This window comes from Enterobacter sp. LM3 (assembly GCF_046622475.1).
Classification (GTDB): Bacteria; Pseudomonadota; Gammaproteobacteria; order Enterobacterales; family Enterobacteriaceae; genus Enterobacter; species Enterobacter cloacae_P.
In genome coordinates, this window is sequence record NZ_JBJURN010000001.1 from 187450 (window position 1) to 207353 (window position 19904).

The 19904-nt window shown below is 52.1% G+C and carries 18 protein-coding genes; 5 read left to right on the forward strand and 13 right to left on the reverse strand.

All coding sequences use genetic code 11. From position 1 onward, the window contains the following. Positions 1-27 precede the first annotated feature (27 nt). From ltaE to ACJ9N4_RS00865, 5 genes are all read left to right on the forward strand, one after another. Entirely contained in the window at positions 28-1029 is a 1002-nt protein-coding gene (gene ltaE / locus ACJ9N4_RS00845; RefSeq protein ID WP_182919702.1) for a low-specificity L-threonine aldolase, read from the forward strand. A 14-nt stretch (positions 1030-1043) separates the two neighbouring features. Further along, positions 1044-2480: an SDR family oxidoreductase gene (locus ACJ9N4_RS00850; RefSeq protein ID WP_182919701.1), complete on the forward strand. Its 1437-nt coding sequence runs from the start codon at positions 1044-1046 to the stop codon at positions 2478-2480. A gap of 93 nt (positions 2481-2573) precedes the next feature. Next, positions 2574-3587: an NAD-dependent epimerase/dehydratase family protein gene (locus ACJ9N4_RS00855; protein ID WP_182274349.1), complete on the forward strand. Its 1014-nt coding sequence runs from the start codon at positions 2574-2576 to the stop codon at positions 3585-3587. Positions 3588-3644: 57 nt separating this feature from the next. Beyond that, positions 3645-4202 carry a hypothetical protein gene (locus ACJ9N4_RS00860; protein ID WP_182919700.1) on the forward strand — a complete coding sequence of 186 codons (558 nt, stop codon included), beginning with the start codon at positions 3645-3647 and terminating at the stop codon, positions 4200-4202. A 202-nt stretch (positions 4203-4404) separates the two neighbouring features. After that, positions 4405-5826 carry a PAAR domain-containing protein gene (locus ACJ9N4_RS00865; RefSeq protein WP_411500193.1) on the forward strand — a complete coding sequence of 474 codons (1422 nt, stop codon included), beginning with the start codon at positions 4405-4407 and terminating at the stop codon, positions 5824-5826. 513 nt (positions 5827-6339) lie between these two features. Here ACJ9N4_RS00865 and ACJ9N4_RS00870 read toward each other — a convergent pair. The 13 genes from ACJ9N4_RS00870 to gspE form a co-directional block, all read right to left on the reverse strand. Beyond that, entirely contained in the window at positions 6340-8169 is a 1830-nt protein-coding gene (locus ACJ9N4_RS00870; RefSeq protein ID WP_182919698.1) for a chitinase, read from the reverse strand. Between the two features lie 138 nt (positions 8170-8307). Continuing rightward, entirely contained in the window at positions 8308-8754 is a 447-nt protein-coding gene (gene iagB / locus ACJ9N4_RS00875; RefSeq protein WP_182919697.1) for a type III secretion system invasion protein IagB, read from the reverse strand. A gap of 134 nt (positions 8755-8888) precedes the next feature. Then, a complete protein-coding gene (locus tag ACJ9N4_RS00880) occupies positions 8889-11603 on the reverse strand; it encodes a glycosyl hydrolase family 18 protein (RefSeq protein WP_182919696.1) in 2715 nt (904 codons plus the stop codon). A gap of 239 nt (positions 11604-11842) precedes the next feature. After that, positions 11843-12640 (reverse strand): prepilin peptidase, encoded by a 798-nt coding sequence (locus tag ACJ9N4_RS00885; protein WP_182919695.1) that lies wholly within the window; start codon positions 12638-12640, stop codon positions 11843-11845. Further along, complete coding sequence (gene gspM / locus ACJ9N4_RS00890) at positions 12637-13122, reverse strand: type II secretion system protein GspM (RefSeq protein ID WP_182274342.1); 486 nt, start codon at positions 13120-13122, stop codon at positions 12637-12639. Before gspM ends, ACJ9N4_RS00885 begins: the two co-directional genes overlap by 4 nt. Then, the gene (gspL, locus tag ACJ9N4_RS00895; RefSeq protein WP_182919693.1) at positions 13119-14261 is read right to left on the reverse strand and encodes a type II secretion system protein GspL; all 1143 of its coding nucleotides are present in this window, start codon (positions 14259-14261) and stop codon (positions 13119-13121) included. The genes gspM and gspL overlap by 4 nt, the downstream gene beginning before the upstream one ends. 15 nt (positions 14262-14276) lie before the next feature. Beyond that, positions 14277-15287, reverse strand: a complete 1011-nt coding sequence (gene gspK / locus ACJ9N4_RS00900) for a type II secretion system minor pseudopilin GspK (protein ID WP_182919692.1) — start codon at positions 15285-15287, stop codon at positions 14277-14279. Continuing rightward, positions 15284-15910 (reverse strand): type II secretion system minor pseudopilin GspJ, encoded by a 627-nt coding sequence (gspJ, locus tag ACJ9N4_RS00905; RefSeq protein ID WP_182919691.1) that lies wholly within the window; start codon positions 15908-15910, stop codon positions 15284-15286. Before gspJ ends, gspK begins: the two co-directional genes overlap by 4 nt. Further along, a complete protein-coding gene (gene gspI, locus ACJ9N4_RS00910) occupies positions 15907-16287 on the reverse strand; it encodes a type II secretion system minor pseudopilin GspI (RefSeq protein ID WP_182274338.1) in 381 nt (126 codons plus the stop codon). Before gspI ends, gspJ begins: the two co-directional genes overlap by 4 nt. Next, positions 16280-16765, reverse strand: coding sequence for a type II secretion system minor pseudopilin GspH (gene gspH / locus ACJ9N4_RS00915; RefSeq protein WP_182274337.1), 486 nt, complete (start codon positions 16763-16765; stop codon positions 16280-16282). Before gspH ends, gspI begins: the two co-directional genes overlap by 8 nt. Beyond that, on the reverse strand, positions 16765-17214 hold the full coding sequence (gspG, locus tag ACJ9N4_RS00920) for a type II secretion system major pseudopilin GspG (protein WP_182274336.1): 450 nt from the start codon (positions 17212-17214) through the stop codon (positions 16765-16767). The genes gspH and gspG overlap by 1 nt, the downstream gene beginning before the upstream one ends. Positions 17215-17217: 3 nt before the next feature. Further along, positions 17218-18426: a type II secretion system inner membrane protein GspF gene (gene gspF, locus ACJ9N4_RS00925; RefSeq protein WP_182919690.1), complete on the reverse strand. Its 1209-nt coding sequence runs from the start codon at positions 18424-18426 to the stop codon at positions 17218-17220. Beyond that, entirely contained in the window at positions 18426-19904 is a 1479-nt protein-coding gene (gene gspE / locus ACJ9N4_RS00930; RefSeq protein ID WP_182274334.1) for a type II secretion system ATPase GspE, read from the reverse strand. The genes gspF and gspE overlap by 1 nt, the downstream gene beginning before the upstream one ends.

Here is a 19904-nt window from a genome sequence, read left to right on the forward strand (position 1 = left end):
TGACCTCTGACATTAAAGGGATGTGAAATGATTGATTTACGCAGCGATACTGTTACCCGCCCGGGCCGTGCCATGCTCGAAGAGATGATGGCCGCCCCGGTCGGGGACGACGTCTATGGTGACGATCCAACCGTCAACGAACTGCAGCGTTATGCCGCAGAACTGAGCGGTAAAGAGGCCGCTCTGTTCCTGCCAACCGGCACCCAGGCGAACCTGGTGGGGCTACTCAGCCACTGTGAACGCGGTGAAGAGTATATCGTCGGCCAGGGTGCACATAACTACCTGTATGAAGCGGGCGGCGCAGCGGTGCTCGGCAGCATTCAGCCACAGCCGATTGATGCCGCACCGGACGGCTCCCTGCCGCTCGATAAGGTCGCCGCAAAAATCAAAGCTGACGATATCCACTTCGCCCGTACAAAACTGCTCAGTCTGGAAAATACCCATAACGGCAAAGTGCTGCCGCGTGAGTATCTGAAAGCCGCATGGGAATTTACCCGCGAGCGCAAGCTGGGGCTGCACGTTGACGGTGCGCGCATCTTTAACGCCGTGGTGGAGTATGGCTGCGAGCTGAAAGAGATCACCCAATATTGTGACTCGTTCACCATTTGCCTCTCTAAAGGCCTGGGTACGCCGGTAGGTTCCCTGCTGGTCGGCAATGCGGACTACATCAAACGCGCCAACCGCTGGCGTAAGATGACCGGCGGCGGAATGCGTCAGGCGGGGATTCTGGCGGCGGCAGGGTTATATGCCCTGAAAAACAACGTGGCGCGCCTGAAGGACGATCACAACAACGCGGCATGGATGGCGACTCAATTGCGCGAAATCGGTGCCGACGTGATGCGTCACGACACCAATATGCTGTTTGTCCGCGTGGGTGACGAGCACGCTGCCGCGCTGGGTGAATTTATGAAAGCGCGTGGCGTGTTGATTAATGCCTCTCCGGTGGTGCGTCTGGTTATGCATCTCGATGTTAGCCGTGAACAGCTGTCAGAGGTGGTGAAACACTGGCAGGCATTTTTACAGCGTTAAGTAAGGAGCATAACGTGCCGCAACGTATTCTGGTGCTTGGTGCCAGTGGGTATATCGGTCAGCACCTGACGTCTGCGTTAAGCCAGCAGGGGCACCAGGTGCTGGCAGCGGCACGCAGCATTGAGCGCCTGCAAAAACAAAATTTGCCCGGCGTGACCTGTCACAGCGTCGATCTCAACTGGCCACAAGAACTTCCTGCCCTGCTGGAAGGGGTCGATACGCTTTACTACCTGGTCCACAGCATGGGTGAAGGTGGGAATTTTATTGCCCACGAGCGTCAGGTGGCAATGAACGTCCGTGACGCCCTGCGGCAAACGCCGGTAAAGCAGGTGATATTTTTAAGCTCGCTACAGGCTCCCGCAAATGAACAGTCCGATCACCTTCGCGCCCGCCAGCTCACGGCTGACACGTTGCGCAGCGCGAATATTCCCGTCACCGAACTACGGGCGGGGATCATCGTGGGAGCCGGTTCCGCCGCATTCGAAGTGATGCGCGATATGGTCTACAACCTGCCGGTACTCACGCCACCGCGCTGGGTGCGCTCGCGCACCACGCCAATTGCGCTGGAGAATTTACTTCATTATCTGGTGGCGTTGCTGGATCACCCAACCGACACACATCGCGTACTGGAAGCCGCTGGCCCTGAAGTGCTGAGCTATCAGGAACAATTTGAACATTTCATGAACGTCAGTGGCCGCCGACGCTGGCTGGTCCCTATCCCCTTCCCGACCCGCTGGATCTCGGTCTGGTTTTTAAATGTTATTACCTCGGTGCCGCCAACCACCGCGAAAGCGCTGATCCAGGGGCTAAAGCACGATCTACTGGCAGACGATCGCGAACTGCACGCGCTGATCCCACAGACGTTGATCCGCTTTGACGACGCGGTTCGCAACACGCTGAAAGAGGAAGAGAAACTGGTGAACTCCAGCGACTGGGGTTATGACGCACAGGCATTTGCCCGCTGGCGACCGGAGTATGGCTATTACCCAAAACAGGCAGGCTGCACGGTCAAAACCTCTGCCAGCCTCGCGGCGCTGTGGGAAGTCGTGAACCAGATTGGCGGTAAAGAGCGCTATTTCTTCGGCAATATCCTCTGGCAAACGCGTGGCGCGATGGATCTGCTCGTCGGCCATCGGCTGGCGAAAGGCCGTCCTGCTCACCCGTATCTTGAGGTGGGCGATACGGTCGACAGCTGGAAGGTGATTATCGTCGAGCCGGAAAAACAGCTGGCGCTGCTGTTCGGTATGAAAGCGCCAGGGCTGGGTCGACTCTGCTTTACCCTCAAAGACAAAGGCGACCACCGTGAACTGGATGTGCGCGCCTGGTGGCATCCTCACGGTATGCCGGGTCTGTTCTACTGGTTGTTCATGATCCCCGCGCACCTGTTTATCTTCCGCGGAATGGCCAAACGTATTGCGCAACTGGCAGCACAAAAGCAGGAAAAATGCTAAATAAAACTCTTATTCTTTCACCTTTCCCATTGCATAGCGCCGTAATTCACGAAAGAATGCGCACGAAATTCTTTTTCAACACAGTGGATTGATATGAAGGTACTGGTTACCGGGGCGACCAGCGGCTTAGGCCGAAATGCGGTCGAGTTTCTGCGCAACAAAGGCATCAGCGTCAGGGCGACCGGTCGCAATGAAGCAATGGGTAAACTTCTGCAAAAAATGGGTGCAGAATTTGTCCACGCCGACCTGACGGAGCTGGTTTCTTCTCAGGCAAAAGTGATGCTCGCCGGTATTGATACGCTGTGGCACTGCTCCAGTTTTACTTCCCCGTGGGGCACGCAGGAAGCCTTTGATCTCGCCAACGTGCGCGCCACGCGCCGTCTGGGCGAATGGGCCGTTGCATGGGGCGTACGTAACTTTATTCATATCTCTTCACCATCACTCTATTTCGACTATCACCACCACCGCGATATTCAGGAAGATTTCCGTCCGGCGCGTTTTGCCTGTGAGTTTGCCCGCAGCAAGGCGGCCAGCGAAGAGGTGATCGACCTGCTGGCGCAGTCGAACCCGCATACGCGGTTTACCGTGCTGCGTCCGCAAAGCCTGTTCGGCCCGCATGACAAAGTGTTTATCCCGCGTCTGGCGCAGATGATGCACCACTACGGTAGCGTGCTGCTGCCACGGGGTGGCGATGCGCTGGTGGATATGACTTATTACGAAAACGCCGTACACGCCATGTGGCTGGCGAGCCAGCCGGACTGCGATAAGCTGGTGTCAGGCCGCGCGTACAACATCACTAACGGCGAGTCCTGCACGCTACGCAGCATTGTGCAGCGGCTGATTGACGAGTTGCAGATCCACTGCCGTATTCGCTCTGTGCCCTACCCGATGCTGGATATGATCGCCCGCAGTATGGAGCGTTTTGGCAGTAAATCCGCCAAAGAGCCCGCGCTGACGCACTATGGCGTCTCAAAGCTCAACTTTGACTTTACGCTGGATATTTCACGCGCTGAGAACGAGCTGGGGTATAAACCGATTGTGACGCTGGATGAAGGGATTGTGCGCACGGCGGCGTGGTTACGCGATCACGGGAAATTGCACCGCTAAGAGACCCGGCCTCATGTAGGCCTGGTAAGCGCTACGCCATCCGGCAAAAGACAGGGAGTGCGACCTGATGTCCTCACCCTGCACCTCTCCCATAGGGGAAGAGGCAAAAAAAAATATTACGATAAAAAGAATAAGGTGTTGTCTGTTCCTCCGGCGATTTCGAAAATAAAAAAATGGTATCATTTCATCCTCTGCGATTCCGCAATAGAATTGATCGACATAATGATTTCACGTTATCCTGAACATGAATATTTATTCCCTAATCAGGGTTACGGTCAAAAGGTCAAACGCTGGAAAGATAAATTAGCTTCTGGTTTGAATGGAAAATATTCACAGGAACTAACAAAACATATGTCCAGCGATATGCTGTCTGATAATGTTGAACGCTTCTGTAAAAAACACCAGGTGATTAAATTTATCCCACGAGATTTCCGCCGAACGTTTAAGACTCTGGCTGGACAACTGAAAATCACAAAAGAAATTCGTGAAATAATACAACACCATGCTTTACATGACGTTTCATCTGTACACTACAACAGATATGATTACAATGAAGAAAAATTAGAAGCGCTTTTAAAATGGGAAAGTAAACTGCATGAGTTAATGAAGTTCTAAATCAGTTATTCCACAGTAATTATCACCACCGGGAATGATATGCAATATATAATTCTCGGTGGTGATAATTTGATTTTTAGTTACTTTTTCCCACGTAATAAATGTGATCCCCCCCCAATTCTCATATGTAAAATGTATAATATCTTACAGCCAAAATGACACTTAATTATTAACGATTCAACTAATGGAGAAGGTGAATATTATGGCGAGAGGATATTTTTTGACTGTGGGCTGTAAAACATCATGTGGTGGTACAATCACTACAGGTTATGCGCATCATACATTATCAGGGCAACCTACAGCCAGAAATGGAGATAAATACATATGCGGAGTTGATAAACAGGTTCATACCATTTTGGGCGGAATTCCGTTCTATTCTATAGATGGTGTAGCAGCAGCAGGTACTTTGCATAGTCGGGGAAGTTGTGATTGTAAATGTGAATTTATCCCTTCTGATTTTTCGATGTCTTATGATGATGAGCCTGTATCCAGACCTCAAAGACTTCAATCGTCCATATCAACCCCGATAGCACCAAAACCGGCGTCAACACCAACTTTCTCTCCTCAGCCACCAGCAGCCACACCTCCAAAACCAATTTACCCTGTGCCAGTAAAAGAGGAAGAACAACGCGAACCAGTAGATGCGGGATTTTGCGTATTACCCTATGAGGCTACTCCCTCAACATATGAATCTTATATTTTTGTTAATCCCCCGGAGGGAACGCGTGAGCTGTATAAGAAATTAAATCCCGATATAAAGAAAAAACCTGGTTCAATTTTGATTATTGCAGATCCAGAAAAGCAGGATGCAGATCAAATCAAACATATCGAGAAAGCCAGAGATAAAATTGATAGTGCACTGGAATCATTAACATTAGATGAAGCAAGATTTTTGTATCAAAGCAGACATGTAATAGATATGTTTACATCATATGGTTCTGACTATGGTGGCATTCTTAGTGATATGTCAGAAAAATATTTTGGAGAAATTGAAAATACATTAAAGCAAATTCAGGATGCATATAAAAATCAATATATAACGCATGGGACGTTAATTAGTGAGCAATTTTTTGCAGAACGAAAACAATTATTCAAAAAACTGGATTGGATATTTTTAAAAATATTTAGGGAGCACATTGGTCTTGCTCAATATGATGATATGAAAAAAGCACTAAGATTATCTTCGTCTTCAATTGTCCATAAATGGAATCAGACAGGGGTTAACGATATTGAAGGTTATGCAACATATATAGAAAAATCGGCAAAACTGGCTAAGCTAATGAAAAAATTCAATGCAGTTAGTATTGGTCTATCTGCATTGAATGGTGCTAATTATATTTATGATGCCTGTACAATTGGTAGAGATTGTGAAAAAACGGCTTATACCGAAATTGGCAAGTTTTCAGGAGGTTTGTTAGTTCCTGCGATGTTTAATGCTTCAATCGAGTCTGGTGCAACCGCAATATGTTCAGTAGTATTGACTGCATTAAGTGCTCCAGAGGGCGGCGTTGGAGGGATTGCTTGCGGGATCGTTGTACAGGCAGCGGCAGCATTTGGCGTAAGCAAGGCTGGAGAAAAGATAGGTGAAACATCCGGTGAGGTAATATACAATGCGACAAAATAAAACAGGGGAAAAGTAAGAGTTATTATTTTATCTATAGGGCATAGAGAGAAAATGATTAATAAATCATCAATTACTTTAAGTTTAATAGGTATAGTATTTTTAGGAGGTATAATTATATACATTCTAATGTTTATAGCCAATAGAAATTTTTATACTATATGTGATTTATATAAAAATAAATTTGGAAAGTTACCATTGAGTACAGATTTATTTTATACATCATCACCATTTTTTTTAGCGGGATATAATATGAAGATAAGTTTCATATTATGGCCTATGTTATATAATAAAAAGTCCAAATATAGTGAAAATATTAATGATGTAGAGTTTATACGTTCGCTTCCTAAAAAACTCACCAGAATATACGTGATACATTTTTATTTTAGCATGATTATTGCCTTTTTCGCTTGTTCACTTGCGGTAATGTTATATGCAATAAAGTAAATGTTTCATCATACTGGTGATAATGGTATACACGAACTAAAACGGCAACCTTTCGGTTGCCGTTTGTTTTTACAGAGCCGTCCAGGCGTCAGACCATGCCAGACCTGCGCCTGGTTCATAGTATGCCGGGGCGTTGTTACACCAGCCGCTGTACGGGAACGGTTTGCACTGGAACAGTTTACCGTGGTTGTTCACGATATCACCTGCCTTGTACTTGCTGTTCGCGCTCCACGCTGCGTAAGAGCCGGAAGTGCCTTCGTCTTTCGACGGCGTGGCCGCTTTCGCTTTCACGTTCAGCAGATAGGTCGTCGTGCTGCTCAGTTCACCGTCGCTGACGGTCAGGCTCACTTCAATCTGCTGAGCCGTAGCAGACTCCGGAGCCGTGAAGGTGACAACCGCTTTGTCCTGGCCGGTCACCGTGGTGCCGTCCTGGGAACGCCAGGTGTAGGTCAGCGTGTTACCATCCGGATCGGTTGAACCTTCCGCACTCAGGGAAACCTGAGCACCGGCTTCAACCGCGCCGACCGGGCCGGCAATCTGCGCGACTGGCGCATGGTTTACCACCGCCGGTTCAGCCGGGGTCTCGTCTGGCGTTGGCGTTGGCGTTGGTGCTGGCGTCTCGTCAGATGGCGCTGGTGTTACCGGTGTTTCATCAGCAGGCGTGACGGAAGAACCGTCATCGTTGATGATGTTAACGTTGTAGAATTTCTTCACGCAGTTAGTGTAATCACCCTCTTTGAACGCGCTGAATGGCGTCTGGTAGCCCACCAGCTGGCAAGAGTACGTCTTGCCGTCTGGCGTGTCCGCGCTCCATCCCCAGTCCTGCTCCCAGTAGATCTTCAGCGCACCGGAACCCCCTTCATCAAACTGCTTCATGTTGGCACAACCCAGCACTTCATTAGCCGGAACAGGCACTTTCAGGTAGTTAGCAAACTCCTTGTAGTACTTGATACGGTTCTGGGACTGAGCGATTTCAGTCGGGCCGCCGCACTCTACGCCACCGTTGATGATCTGGGTAGTCACGCCGAAGCCCGGTACCAGACCGTTGGCTTTATCGTGATCGTTCGGCTGCCAGGTTCCGTCGATAACCTGAAGCATGCTTGGTTTTGGCGGCTGCGGATAGGCGAAGAAGAAGATGGCACTCGCCAGGTTCAGCCAGGTATCAGCCACCAGCTCCGGTTTGTCGAGCAGAGTGCGAACGGTACCGAACATCGCTTCAGAGAACGGACCGTAGTTGTAGTTGTAAGACAACTGTTTAGCACCGCGACCAAAGTAGCTCACAAAGTCGCCATCTTTGTCTTTACCGCACGGCCAGGTCTGGCCCTGCCAGATTTCCGGGTTACATTCGCCGTTGTAACCCCCTTTCTGCCCTTCACTCCAGCCCATCTCACGGACGTGAACCAGCGCCTGACGCCATTCAGCCTCCGGACGCCAGCTTTCATGGCCGCCGGTTTCCTGGGCAAAGTGCGCAAACATGGTTGCCAGCTCTTTACGGCAAATCGCGTCGCTGTCGCGTCCGTCATTATAGGACTTACACAGCGCCGGGAATTTGCCCACCGCTTTCAGGAAGTTGCTGTAGGTGTAAGAGGCTGCGCGCATCGGGAACAGGTATTCCCAGTCGCTCTCTTTCACGATACCTTCAACACGTTTTACGTTATCCGGGTTAGCCGCGCGACCTGGTTCGATCATTTCAACCTGCGCGTTATCCAGCGTACGGATGGTGTCCTTTACGGAAGCCATCAGTGGGAAACTGGTCAGCTCATGTTCTTTTTTCGCCAGATCGCTGGCTTTCATGGTGTACGGTTCGCTGCTGGTCGCCTGCAGTGATGCAGCCTGAGCCATAAACGGAGCAATACATGCTCCTGCAACGAGTACGCTCAGAAGAGTCCTTTTAGTCATCTCAAATAATCCTGTTTTTAAGCAACAATGGTTAATGCAAACCCGGTTTATGTATTATTCCGTTAATAAATAAACCTGAGCGTGCAGTTCTTTTCATTTTCTGAAGAACACTGAACGGTATTCTTCAAAAAACAAAAATCAATATTCATAGGTACTACGCGGTTTTATTTCCTGATATTTACGCCAGACCTTATGGGCATAAATCATCCGTTGCGGATAATTTTCTTTTTTCAATCCGACATTATAGGCACCCACTGCTTCCCAGTTATAACCGTATACTTTAATCATATTTGATAATATTGAGGCACCCACCATAATGGAGGTGCAGGGCTCAGTTATCAGACGGCGCTCATCAATCCCATATCGCTGTAACTCTTCAAAATGCGTGCTATTAATTTGCATTAACCCTACATCATGTGAACCATCACGGTTCCAGCCGATAGCGTAAGGGTTCATACCCGACTCCACTTTCGCGATGGCAAATAATAAATACGGATCGACATGATAATAATGCGCCGCTTTATCCCAGCAGTTTGCAAATACGCTTTGGCTAACTAACAGTAATAATAAAATTATGCGTTTCATTTCTGCACCTGTTTACGTTATATCCCATCCTCTCCTTGCGCACGTCACTGTTATTTTAGAATTGACCACACCCGAAGCGGGGTGTGGTCGGGTATTGCGGGCGAATATCGCGCCCGCAATTTTGGTTCAGAAGATTATTTGCAGTCCGCAGACGCGCCTTCTTTCACCCATACATCGCTGTTGCCTGGCTTATCACCACGGGTCCACCATTTCGCACGGTATACAGAACCCTGATACGTGGTGGTTTCACCGCCGTTATAAACGATGTCTGAACGCCAGTTCATTTTCACCTGGCTGACCAGTTCCCACGCGTCGGCACCAAAGCCAGGTTTGTTACCCTGAGTCCAGTACTTCGCTTTCCACACCAGATTATCGCTGCTGACGGTATCGCCGCTGTTGTAAACCTTGCTGGCGGACCATGCCGCATATTTGCTGGCATTGGCGTCAACCGGGTTGTCACAGCTGCCTGTCGCAGAACCTTCGTCAGCTGGCGGTGTTACGTCATCAGCTGGCGGAGTCACGTCGTCAGAAGGTGGGGTAACGTCATCTGCTGGTGGGGTCACGTTATCTACGGCTTTCGGAGTCACGGTGACCTGTACGTTGGACTGTACGCTGGTCTTACCGTCAGAAACGATCACGCTCAGGGTGTAGCTGGAGTCTGAACTTACCTCTGGTGCCGTGATTGTGACGCTGGAGGTATCCGTACCGGTGGCATGCATATCGGCAGGAACGCTCCAGGAGTAGGTCAGCGCATCACCATCTGGATCCGCAGCCTGTGCGTTCAGGGTAAAGCTCTGGCCTGCTTCCAGGGTCACGGCTTCCATCTGGTTCACAACCGGTGCCTGGTTAGCTTTCGGCGCTTTGTTCACGACCTGTACGTCAACCGCATTGCTCAGCCCTTTCGCGTCAGTCACGGTCAGGCGGAAAGCCAGCGTCTGGTTGCTGGTGACAGCCGACACGTTGAAGGACGCTTTCGCTTTCGTGCTGTTGCTGATGGTTACCGATGGACCAGAGATCTGCGTCCATTTGTAGGTGATCGCATCACCATCCGGATCGGCAGAAGCGGAACCGTCCAGCGTTACGGTGGCCGGGCCAGTGACGGTCTGGTCAGCCGCCGTCGCAACCGGTGCATGGTTAGTCACAACCGGATCAACCGGTGCAGAGCCACCCATCAGGCTTTCGTTCATCGCATTCAGAATATCGCCGTTATCCGAGTCGATAGACCAGGAGAACAGGCCGCCCAGGTGTTTCGACAGAACGTACTTACCTTTCGCGGTCGCCGAGCGGGCATCTTCATAGGAGATCAGATCGCCGGTGGATTTGTTAAAGACGTAAGGCGCTTCGGCGTCAGCGTCATAGCCATATTCCCAGCCAGGCTTGCCTTTGTATTCGTTGACAATCTGACGATAGTCAACCACGCCGGGTTCCCAGGTCCCCTTCACAGGACCTGTTGCGGTACCCGTGAACGGATTGTTACCCGTCTGGCCATGCACGCCGGTCCAGCCACGACCATACATCCCGGTCCCCACAACGATCTTACCTGGCTGTACGCCCTGTTGCAGCAGCGCATCCACACCATTAGCCGTGGTGTAGTTGGTATCCGGACGCCATGCCGGAGCATGCAGTGCCGCCTGATGGCCCAGTTCAGTGTTGCTCCACGCGCCATAGAAGTCATAGCTCATCAGGAAGATGTGATCGAGGTACTGCTGAGCGGTGGTGTAATCCACGTCGTCGATCTTATCTTTGCCGGAACCAATCGCCGTGGTCAGTTCATAGGTACGGCCTGTTTCCGTCGACAGCTCATTCAGCATTGCACGCAGATCGTGCATCAGGGCCGTGTAGGTTGCTTTATCCTGCTGAATGTTACCCAGCGTTTCATTCACGCCACCGCCGCCAGGGAATTCCCAGTCGATATCCACACCGTCAAAGAATTTCCAGGTTTTCAGGAAATCTTTCACAGAGGAGACAAAGCGCGCGCGAATAGCAGGATCGTTCATTTTGAAGAACGGATCGGACATGGTCCAGCCCCCGATAGATGGCAGGACTTTCAGGCCCGGGTGCGCTTTTTTCAGCGCCATCAGCTGACCGAAGTTACCTTTGTATGGGTCATCCCAGTTGGAGACGCCAGACTGTGGTTTCTGCAGGGCAGCCCACGGATCGTGGATCGCCACGGTATAATCCGGACGGCCTGCACAGGCACGCTGCAACGCCGCAAAGCTATTGCCATTTTCGACGGTTTTCAGGCCATCGTTGATGCCGTCGCCGCCACAGACGGGAATAAAGCCGTACAGAATGTGGTTCAGGTTGGCGGCCGGGATTTTATCCACCGGGAAGTTACGACCGTACACACCCCATTCAGGGAAGTATGCACCAACCACTTTATCCGTATGCTGAGCGAAGGTTTTGTTGTTTTCCTGCAGCGGTGTATTCAACGGCAGCAAATGGCTACCGTCGGTGTCCGCGACAATAATCAGCTTACTGGCGCTTTTGGTGCAACCGCTGGCGTTACAGAGTTCAACCTGCTCCTGGTAACGACCACCTTTTTTCACCTTAAAGGTCGCAGAGCCAGAGGCACTGCCCGCACCAGACCACACGGTTTGCCCGTCCAGCAGCACTTTCGCTGACGTCGGTGCATCACCGCTCCAGACGTTCCACTCCACCTTCACATCCACGCCATCGTTATGTACTTTGACGAGGCTGTTATAGTCCTGCGCGGCCTGATCGACTTCAACGAGGGCAAATTTATCATTGCCGCTGCTAATAGTCGGTGTACCTGGCGCAGCTGCAAATGCAGAGCTGGTTGCCGCTGCAATAAAGAGCGCCAGATATTTCGGCTTCATAAATTTCATTTTTATTTCCTGATAAATTTATTCACAAAGATTCGAGCCCATATCTTCCTTTAAAATATGGGGTACTTTTCGCATAACTTGCATTTAAACCAAATGATTTGTAACACGTGATATTTCTCCATCAAAAGATAAAAGCCTGAATTCCGTTTGGCTTATATCTGTCACGATACACTGAAAGAAAAGAGCCATCTTTTCATTTTCTCGTCGAAAAGATTTTTAAAAAAACTTGACCTGAATATTCAAATAATGAAAGCGAACGATTGGCCCATAAATACCACTATTCCGGCAAATGCCAGATAAGGTCCGAAAGAAATAGCGTGGTTATTTTTATTTAAATTATTAAATGCAAAATAGCCGACAATACCGCTTAACGCGGCAGCTAACGCAATGACGGGTATCTCCTGCCAGCCGCACCAGGCACCTAACGCGGCCAGAAGCTTAAAGTCACCATACCCCAACCCCTCTTGCCCGGTTGTCAGACGAAACGTCCAGTACAGAAGCCAGAGCGAGAGGTAACCCACCGCAGCCCCCAATAACGCATCGCGTAACGGTAGCGCATGGTCAAATGCATGTATCAACAACCCCGCCCACAGTAGCGGCTGCGTCAGGCAATCCGGCAGAAGCTGATGCTGCCAGTCAATCATCGCCAGCGGCAGTAAAAAGGCCGCCAGCACCCAGATCGAGAACAATGCCTGAACGCCGGGTATGCACCAGGCCGTCAACCCCAAAAACAGTGCAGTAAAAAGTTCGATTAAAAATAACCGCAGTGGAATTGCCGTCTGGCAGCAGCGACAACGCCCGCGAAGCACCAGCCAGCTGATAAGCGGTATATTTTCCCACGCGTGAAGTGAATGCTGGCACACCGGACAGTGCGACGCGGGAAAAAGGAGATTGCCGCAGTTTTCCTCATCCATCACCATTCCCGGCACACGCTCTGCGACCACGCCAAGAAAGCTCCCCAGGATCGCGCCGAGTCCTCCGCTCATGACAGCAAACCCGACAGGATAGCTCTCCCGCGCGAGTATCAGCGTATTCATACTGCCTTTTTCCAGGTCAACTGGATTTCGGCTTTAACATCGCTGAGATGATCCACCGGTGTGAGATTCATTTTCTGTAGCCTTACGCCCGACGTCAGATTGATCTCTCGCAACCAGTTTTTTAATTCATAAACGTTAACCCGGTTAATGGCAAACGCCAGCGTCTGACCATCCTGGCGGACATCCGTCAGCGTTAAGTTAATCTCGTGCGCACTGTTCTCCACCACACTACGTGGATTATCTGTTTTAATTTTTTGTACCGGGAGATGATGCCTGTCAATTTCTGCTTTCATCCAGTTCAGCGTTTCTGTTTGTCGTGCCAGTACCGACTGACTCTCTTTAATCATGGTATCCAGTGGGATCACCCCGGCGTAATAAACAACAGCACTGCATATTGCAGCCAAACATATTTTTAATATTGCTTTTTCTCTGGCGCTGTAATTCTGGTAACGAGATTTGAGCTGTGTGATTCGTGCCTTCATTTATATTTCCCTGTGATCATGGCGGTATACGGCGCATCCTTTGAAATTGGCTGTAAAGAGAAATCAAAATGCGTACCGGCCTGATGAATAAAATCCTGTAATGCCTGAGCGTTTTGCGCACTGACGCTCAGCGTCAATGCACCTTGCGCGTCATCGTATTCAAGCAGATTAATTTCCATCGCCGGGACGGACTGCCGGGCTTTTTCCAGCGCGTCCAGTTGAAGGAAAATCCCCTTTCTCTGCTTCTTCATGTTCTGACCAAAGTGGTATTTGATGTTGGTCTGCTGTCGCATGCTGGGGAAGTGGTGCTGATAAAGCTGCACGATCGCCTCCTGAACCTGGTTTTCCTGCTGCACCAGCGTCCACGCCATTGCAATACGCGGCCCTGACAGCAAGCCAAGCGACAAAAGGCCCATTGCCACGACAGCGGCTTTTAGCCCTTTCGTCGCCCCGCGGTTTGCCGCTTTAGCGCTAAAGGCACCGTGCAGGAGATTGACTCGGCAGTTTTGCCACTGCGGCTGGATCAACACTAACGGGTGCTGCCACGCCAGCTGTTCATCCGCCTCAACACCGGCAGGGATGTCACCATAGCAGCACACCTCTCCTTCACCGGTTTTTTGCATGAGCAGCGGCAACAGGCTCGCCTCAACGTTACAGGCGGTATGGGGGGATAAGCGCAGCCAGTAGTTTTCCTCCAGCGCGATAAGCGTACTTCCACCTGCGGCCACAGGCAGCAACCAGGCATCCGGCAATACCTGAATGACCTTCAGGCCCGCCTCATGAAAACGGGCCAGCCACTGATGCAAGATCCCGGTATCAATGGCCACCGCATCCACTTCGCCCCCCTTCTTGTGGAGTACCGTCCAGTGAAGATTATCCACCTCGCCAATCAGCGTCTCCTCCGCCATCCACGAGAACGCCGCCGCCTGCGATGCCACTTTTTTCGGCAGCGTAAAGTGACGGAAGATCATCTCGCTGGCAGGCAACAGCAAACAGACGCGGGATGCCAGCGGGTGTTCAGCAAGGATCGTCAGTGCCTCCTGGCTGTCCAGCGTTGTCACCTGCTGGCTGCCGAATTCACACCACCCGATTTTCCCGTCCTCACGGCTGTCGGGACGAATAAAAAGTACCTGTTTCATAGCGTTCTACTTTTCTTATTCAATCATTCGGTAACGACGTTGCCACGTCACAATTTCACCCGCTTCGTTATTCACCTGAAGCTGGCTCACCACGCGAAGCGTTAGCTCATCGGTATTGCCGGTATAGTTGACGCGGAAATACCGACTATTGATGGCGAGCTGTTCTGCCACCTGCGGTAACTCATCTTTCAACTGCGGGAAAGCCTGTTCCAGCGCTTTGCTGAACGTTTCCATACTTTCCCAGCCGGTTTCAGGACGCGAAGCGATCAGGCGAGCGGCATCATCTGCATTTATTTTTCCAGGAAACATGGCGGCCAGTACGGCGGCCTGTTCCGGTTTAAGGGTATTCACATCCACCTTGCTGGCCGTGTCCGGCAGCGCGCATAACAGCTTGCTCACTTTCGGGTACGCTGCGGCGGGAAACGCAGGTAACAGCTTTATCTCTGCAATGGTGCGCATCATCTGGTTTGCCGGCAGGCGGGCAGGCACAACAGCCGCCCAGGCATCCGTCTCTGCTCCCTCTTTAGCCGTCGTCGTATCGCCATCCAGGTAATCCACCAGCTGCAGATAGATCTCTTCGGCCGTGGTCTGGCTGATACCGCTGTCCGTCAAAACGTGTTCGACAATCTGTTCCTTGCGCGGTTTTTCCGGTACGGCGGGGGCATTTTGCCCCTGAGCAATCTTGTCTGCGGCAAGCAGGTTATTAACGTTGAAGCAGTCCTGCGCATCCTCCACCTGGCTTACCACCGTATAATCATCGCCCTGAGTTTCCAGCGGCTGATGCCAGTCACCGTCAGGCGCGAGCGCTTTGCTTTCACCGCTGGCATCGGTCTGCAGCCGGTTTTTCACCACCTTTTCCTGCTCCTGCATCGCCCAGCGCAACTGCTGCTGGCTCACCTGATAGTGGGTTTTCTGCAGGTTGCGGCAGAACTGCTGGCTAATTTTGGCCGCCAGTGCCGACATCATGACCAGCAGGATCAGCACAACTAACAGGGCAACCCCTTTCTGTTTATACGATCGCCTCATGGTTTGACTTCCGGTGCCGGGGCTGGCGCATCTGTTCTCTCTTTTGGTGCGCTGACAGAGGCCTCTGGCCTATCTCCGGGAGTGGTAAACACCCATCGCCAGGTGTCACCGTTTTCCATGGTGAGCGTCAGCTCCACGCCATCCGGTTGATGGGCACTGTCCGTCCAGCTTTTCAGCCAGCCGTTGCGATAAAAGCGCCATTGCAGTGATTTCACCTCGCTGACAATCGGCACCTCTTCCGGTTTGACGTCCGCAGGGCTATCAATGGCTGGCCAGACATCCCGATACAAGCGACCTTCGTCCAGCCGCCAGCGCACGCGCTCCAGCTGAACAGTTCCACTCACCCCGTTCAGGGTCGTCAGTTCAATGGCATCGCCATCCTGACGAAACAGATCCGGTTCATTACGCGGCGCACGCGCCTGGAGCTGGAAAAAATCGCGCTCCATCAGGCTCCAGGCACGCTGAAGCTGGTTGAGCTTCGCCGCGCTGGCATCGGTTGCCGAGCTGGTGCGCATCGCCCCGTCCAGGATTTGCCAGGCCAGGGTGCTGATCACCGCAAAAATGGTCAGCGCAATCATGATCTCCAGCAGGGTAAATCCTCGCTGGCGTCGGGTCTTATTCACTTGCTCTCTCCCGGCGGGATGATCTGCAGCGCGATAACTGGCTGGCTTTCATCGCCTTCCGCATAAACGCGGATCGTGTTCGCCCAACCGTTGTTGGCCGTTTTCACCCGCTGTTTGCGCCAGTTCCAGCTGCGTCCCCCCATGATTTCCGTTCCCTGCTCTTCGGCATCAGGGAAATCGCTTTTGGTCAGTTGGGCTTCCGCGAGCTGGTTTTCCGCGACCCAACTGGCCTGCAGCGTATCGGCCAGACCGTGGGTGAAGCGTACGTTCAGGGAAACCGAGTTCATCAGCGCCAGCGCGGCGGTGGAGAAGATGACCAGCGCCACCATCACTTCCAGCAGCGTCATCCCGTGTTGCTTAACCTTGCCTTTAGTCATCGTTCTCTACCGATACCGGGGCAGCACCTTGCGACACCACGCGAAAGTGATGCTGTTTGTCGTAGCTTTGCAGCGTCAGCGTAAAGCGGCTGATCTCACCATCAGGCAAAAAGACCACCTGCGGTTCGGCCTCTGGCGTCGCCGCCAGACGCTGTGGAGAAAGCGAAACATGCATCTCTTCCGGAAAATCGCCGTTGGTGGTAATCCGTCCGGCGGATAACGGTACCCAGTGGCGTTCGCCGTTTTTATCTTCAGGCGTGACCAGCTGATACTTATCCGCCGTCAGTACCAGACCCACGATATTTCCGTCCATCACGGCGCGGTCTGAACCATAATCAACAAGGGCTTTTAATTGCTGGCCAAATATATCCGCACCGCTGCGTGACGGTATTGTTGACACCACCATCATGGCGCAACTGGCAAATATCACCAGCGCCAGAATAATTTCCAGCAACGTAAAGCCACGTTGTTTTTTCATTATTTATCTTTTTTATCCAGTGACCAGTTGGTGATGTCATCTGCAGTATTTGCTTCACCATCCGGACCAGCGGAAAATACATCTACCGCACCATGTTCACCCGGGCTCACCATCAGATAATCATTACCCCACGGGTCCTGCGGCAGGCGGCGAATATAGCCATCTGCGCGGTAACCGTTCGGAACTGGCGCGATTTCAGGTTTGGTCACCAGCGCCTGAAGCCCCTGCTCCGTGGTCGGATAGCGGTGGTTATCCAGCTTATACATATCCAGAGAACCTTCGAGGGCGACAATATCGCTGGTTGCTTTTTGTGCATCCGCTTTTTCTTTGTTACCCATTAAATTAGGCACCACCATACTCGCCAGTACACCGAGAATAACAATGACCACCATTAATTCGAGCAATGTGAAGCCCGCCTGGTGAGCCAGGTGTTTTCTTTTTATAGCCATGATTTAACCTACCATATTATTAAGTTGCAGAAGCGGTTGTAATATTGACAGGACGATGAATAAAACAATCGTCGCCATTGATACCACCAGCGCCGGTTCAAATACCGACAGTGTTAATGTAATGCGATGCTGTAAGGCCGATTCCTGGTTTTCCGCCGCGCGATCCATTAAATTGCCTAATTCACCGCTCTCTTCACCGGAGGCAATCATATACAACATGGTGGGTGGAAAGAGTCTCGCCTGTTCCAGCGCCGCATATAATGATGCCCCCTGGCGCACAGTATCCGCCGCCTGCTCCAGCACCTGCCGGGCATAAAGGTTTTCGATACCGTCCATCGCGATATACATCCCTTCCAGCAGCGGCACGCTGCTTGCCTGCAGAATACTCAGCGTGCGGATATAGCGGGCGCTGTTGATGGCGCACACCAGCTTTTTGATCGGCGAACCATTCACCAGCCAGCTGTTCCATTTGAAGCGGTTTTTGGCATTTCTGAGCCAGGCCCTGAAGCCGACGAAACCACCACCCAACACGCCGACAATGTAAATGCCATACGCCTGCAGGAAGTCGCTCACCGCAATCAGCGTGCGGGTGGTAATGGGCAGTTGCTGTTTCATGTGGGTGAACTGTTCAATCACCTGCGGCACCACCGCCACCAGCAAAATGCTGATCACCGCGATGGCCACAACGGTCAACGTAATCGGATAGACCATTGCCTGCGTCAGCTTGCTTTTCATCTTCTGGCGCTGCTCGTTGTACTCCGCCAGTTTTTCCAGCACATCGCCCAGATGACCGGTTTTTTCACCGGCCATCACCAGCGTACAGTAGAGTTTGTCGAAGGTGCGGGGAAACTGGCTGAATGCGTCGAACAGGGTGTGTCCTTCCACGACTTTCTCGCGGATCTCCACCACCATCGCCGCCAGCTTTTTATCTTCCGTCTGCTTAGAAATGGCCTTCAGCGCGCTCTCCAGCGGCAGCGCGGCATTGACCAGCGTCGACAGCTGACGGGTAAACATCGACAACACCGGCGTGGAGAGCTTTGCGCCCGTTTTCGCCTTGCCAGACTCCGCTTTCTCACGGGTTTCGGTGATGCTGACGGGCATAAGCTTCTGCTCACGCAGCCACTGGCGAACCTGCTTTTGCCCTTCGGCCTGCTGGGTACCGCGCCGTGTTTTACCTGCCGCATCCGTCGCCGTCCACGCGTAGAGGGCCATTACTCATCCCCTCCGCGTTCGGCGGTGACGCGCATCACCTCTTCCAGAGAGGTCACGCCGCTGATGACTTTCATCAGCCCGTTTTCACGCAGGCTGTAGGCCTGCTTAAAGAGCTGTGTCTCGATGGACATTTCATCTTTATCTTCATGAATGGCCCGGCGCATGGCGGTATCGACAACCAAAAACTCGTGGATCCCCGCACGCCCCTGATACCCACTCTGACGGCAATGTTCGCAGCCCACGGCGCGATAAATCGCGTGTGGTGGTGTGTCCATGAAGCTGAACAGTGCCTTTTCATTGTCATCCAGCGGACTGGTGGTTCGGCAATGGATACACAACCGACGCACCAGACGCTGGGCAATGACACCGAGCAACGATGATCCAATTAAAAACGACTCCAGACCCATATCACGCAAACGGGTAATCGCCCCTGCGGCGCTGTTGGTGTGCAGCGTAGACATGACCAGGTGACCGGTGAGCGACGCCTGCACCGCAATTTGCGCGGTTTCCCCGTCACGAATTTCGCCGATCATCACCACGTCCGGGTCCTGACGCAAAATGGCGCGCAGCCCGCGGGCAAAGGTCATGTCCACGCGCGGGTTAACCTGCGTCTGCCCCACCCCTTCCAGCTCATACTCGATCGGGTCTTCCACGGTCAGAATGTTACGTTCGTGTCCGTTAAGCGCCGACAGAATGGCGTACAGGGTGGTACTTTTCCCGGAGCCAGTCGGCCCGGTGACCAGGATAATGCCGTGCGGACGGTCAATCAGTCCTTTTAACCTCTCCAGCTCTTCGTCAATCAGGCCGAGCTTATTAATATCCGGCTTCAGGTTACTTTTATCGAGCAAGCGCATAACCACCCGCTCGCCATACTGTGACGGAATGGTCGACACACGCACATCGATCGCCTTGCGGCCAATGCGCAGTGAAATACGACCATCCTGCGGCAGACGCTTTTCGGCGATGTCCAGTTTTGACATCACCTTAATACGCGACACCAGCAGCGGCGCGAGTTTGCGCGCAGGCTGTAGCACCGGGCGCAGCACGCCGTCGACGCGAAAACGGATGCTCAGCGTGCGCTCGAAGGTTTCGATATGAATATCCGATGCCCCCTCTTTCACCGCCTCGCCGAGAATGGCGTTAATCAGGCGGATCACCGGTGAGTTTTCGTCGTTATCCAGCAGATCCTCGTTATCGGGGATCTCCTCGGTGAGCGCCATGAGATCAATATCCGCATCCATGTCATCCACCAGCTGTTGGGACACACCGCTGCTTTGCTGCCAGATTTTTGCCAGCATCTCCTCGAACGCCTCAGGCGTCAGGATCACCGGGATAAAGGCGCGCCCCAGCACCCGGCGCATTTCCAGCAGGGCAAACGCTGGCGCATCGTCACGAATATAGACATCGTTTTGGTAAAACAGGATGCCGTTATCCTTTGCGTAGCTACTGCTACAGAGCGCGTTACTCAGCTCGTCCAC

What these genes read in the sequence shown, in the direction of transcription:
- ltaE (WP_182919702.1), top strand. Translation starts at nt 28, where the DNA reads ATGATTGATTTACGCAGCGATACTGTTACCCGCCCGGGCCGTGCCATG.
- ACJ9N4_RS00855 (WP_182274349.1), top strand. Translation starts at nt 2,574, where the DNA reads ATGAAGGTACTGGTTACCGGGGCGACCAGCGGCTTAGGCCGAAATGCG.
- ACJ9N4_RS00865 (WP_411500193.1), top strand. Translation starts at nt 4,405, where the DNA reads ATGGCGAGAGGATATTTTTTGACTGTGGGCTGTAAAACATCATGTGGT.
- ACJ9N4_RS00870 (WP_182919698.1), bottom strand. Translation starts at nt 8,169, where the DNA reads ATGACTAAAAGGACTCTTCTGAGCGTACTCGTTGCAGGAGCATGTATT.
- iagB (WP_182919697.1), bottom strand. Translation starts at nt 8,754, where the DNA reads ATGAAACGCATAATTTTATTATTACTGTTAGTTAGCCAAAGCGTATTT.
- ACJ9N4_RS00880 (WP_182919696.1), bottom strand. Translation starts at nt 11,603, where the DNA reads ATGAAATTTATGAAGCCGAAATATCTGGCGCTCTTTATTGCAGCGGCA.
- ACJ9N4_RS00885 (WP_182919695.1), bottom strand. Translation starts at nt 12,640, where the DNA reads ATGAATACGCTGATACTCGCGCGGGAGAGCTATCCTGTCGGGTTTGCT.
- gspM (WP_182274342.1), bottom strand. Translation starts at nt 13,122, where the DNA reads ATGAAGGCACGAATCACACAGCTCAAATCTCGTTACCAGAATTACAGC.
- gspL (WP_182919693.1), bottom strand. Translation starts at nt 14,261, where the DNA reads ATGAAACAGGTACTTTTTATTCGTCCCGACAGCCGTGAGGACGGGAAA.
- gspK (WP_182919692.1), bottom strand. Translation starts at nt 15,287, where the DNA reads ATGAGGCGATCGTATAAACAGAAAGGGGTTGCCCTGTTAGTTGTGCTG.
- gspI (WP_182274338.1), bottom strand. Translation starts at nt 16,287, where the DNA reads ATGACTAAAGGCAAGGTTAAGCAACACGGGATGACGCTGCTGGAAGTG.
- gspH (WP_182274337.1), bottom strand. Translation starts at nt 16,765, where the DNA reads ATGAAAAAACAACGTGGCTTTACGTTGCTGGAAATTATTCTGGCGCTG.
- gspG (WP_182274336.1), bottom strand. Translation starts at nt 17,214, where the DNA reads ATGGCTATAAAAAGAAAACACCTGGCTCACCAGGCGGGCTTCACATTG.
- gspF (WP_182919690.1), bottom strand. Translation starts at nt 18,426, where the DNA reads ATGGCCCTCTACGCGTGGACGGCGACGGATGCGGCAGGTAAAACACGG.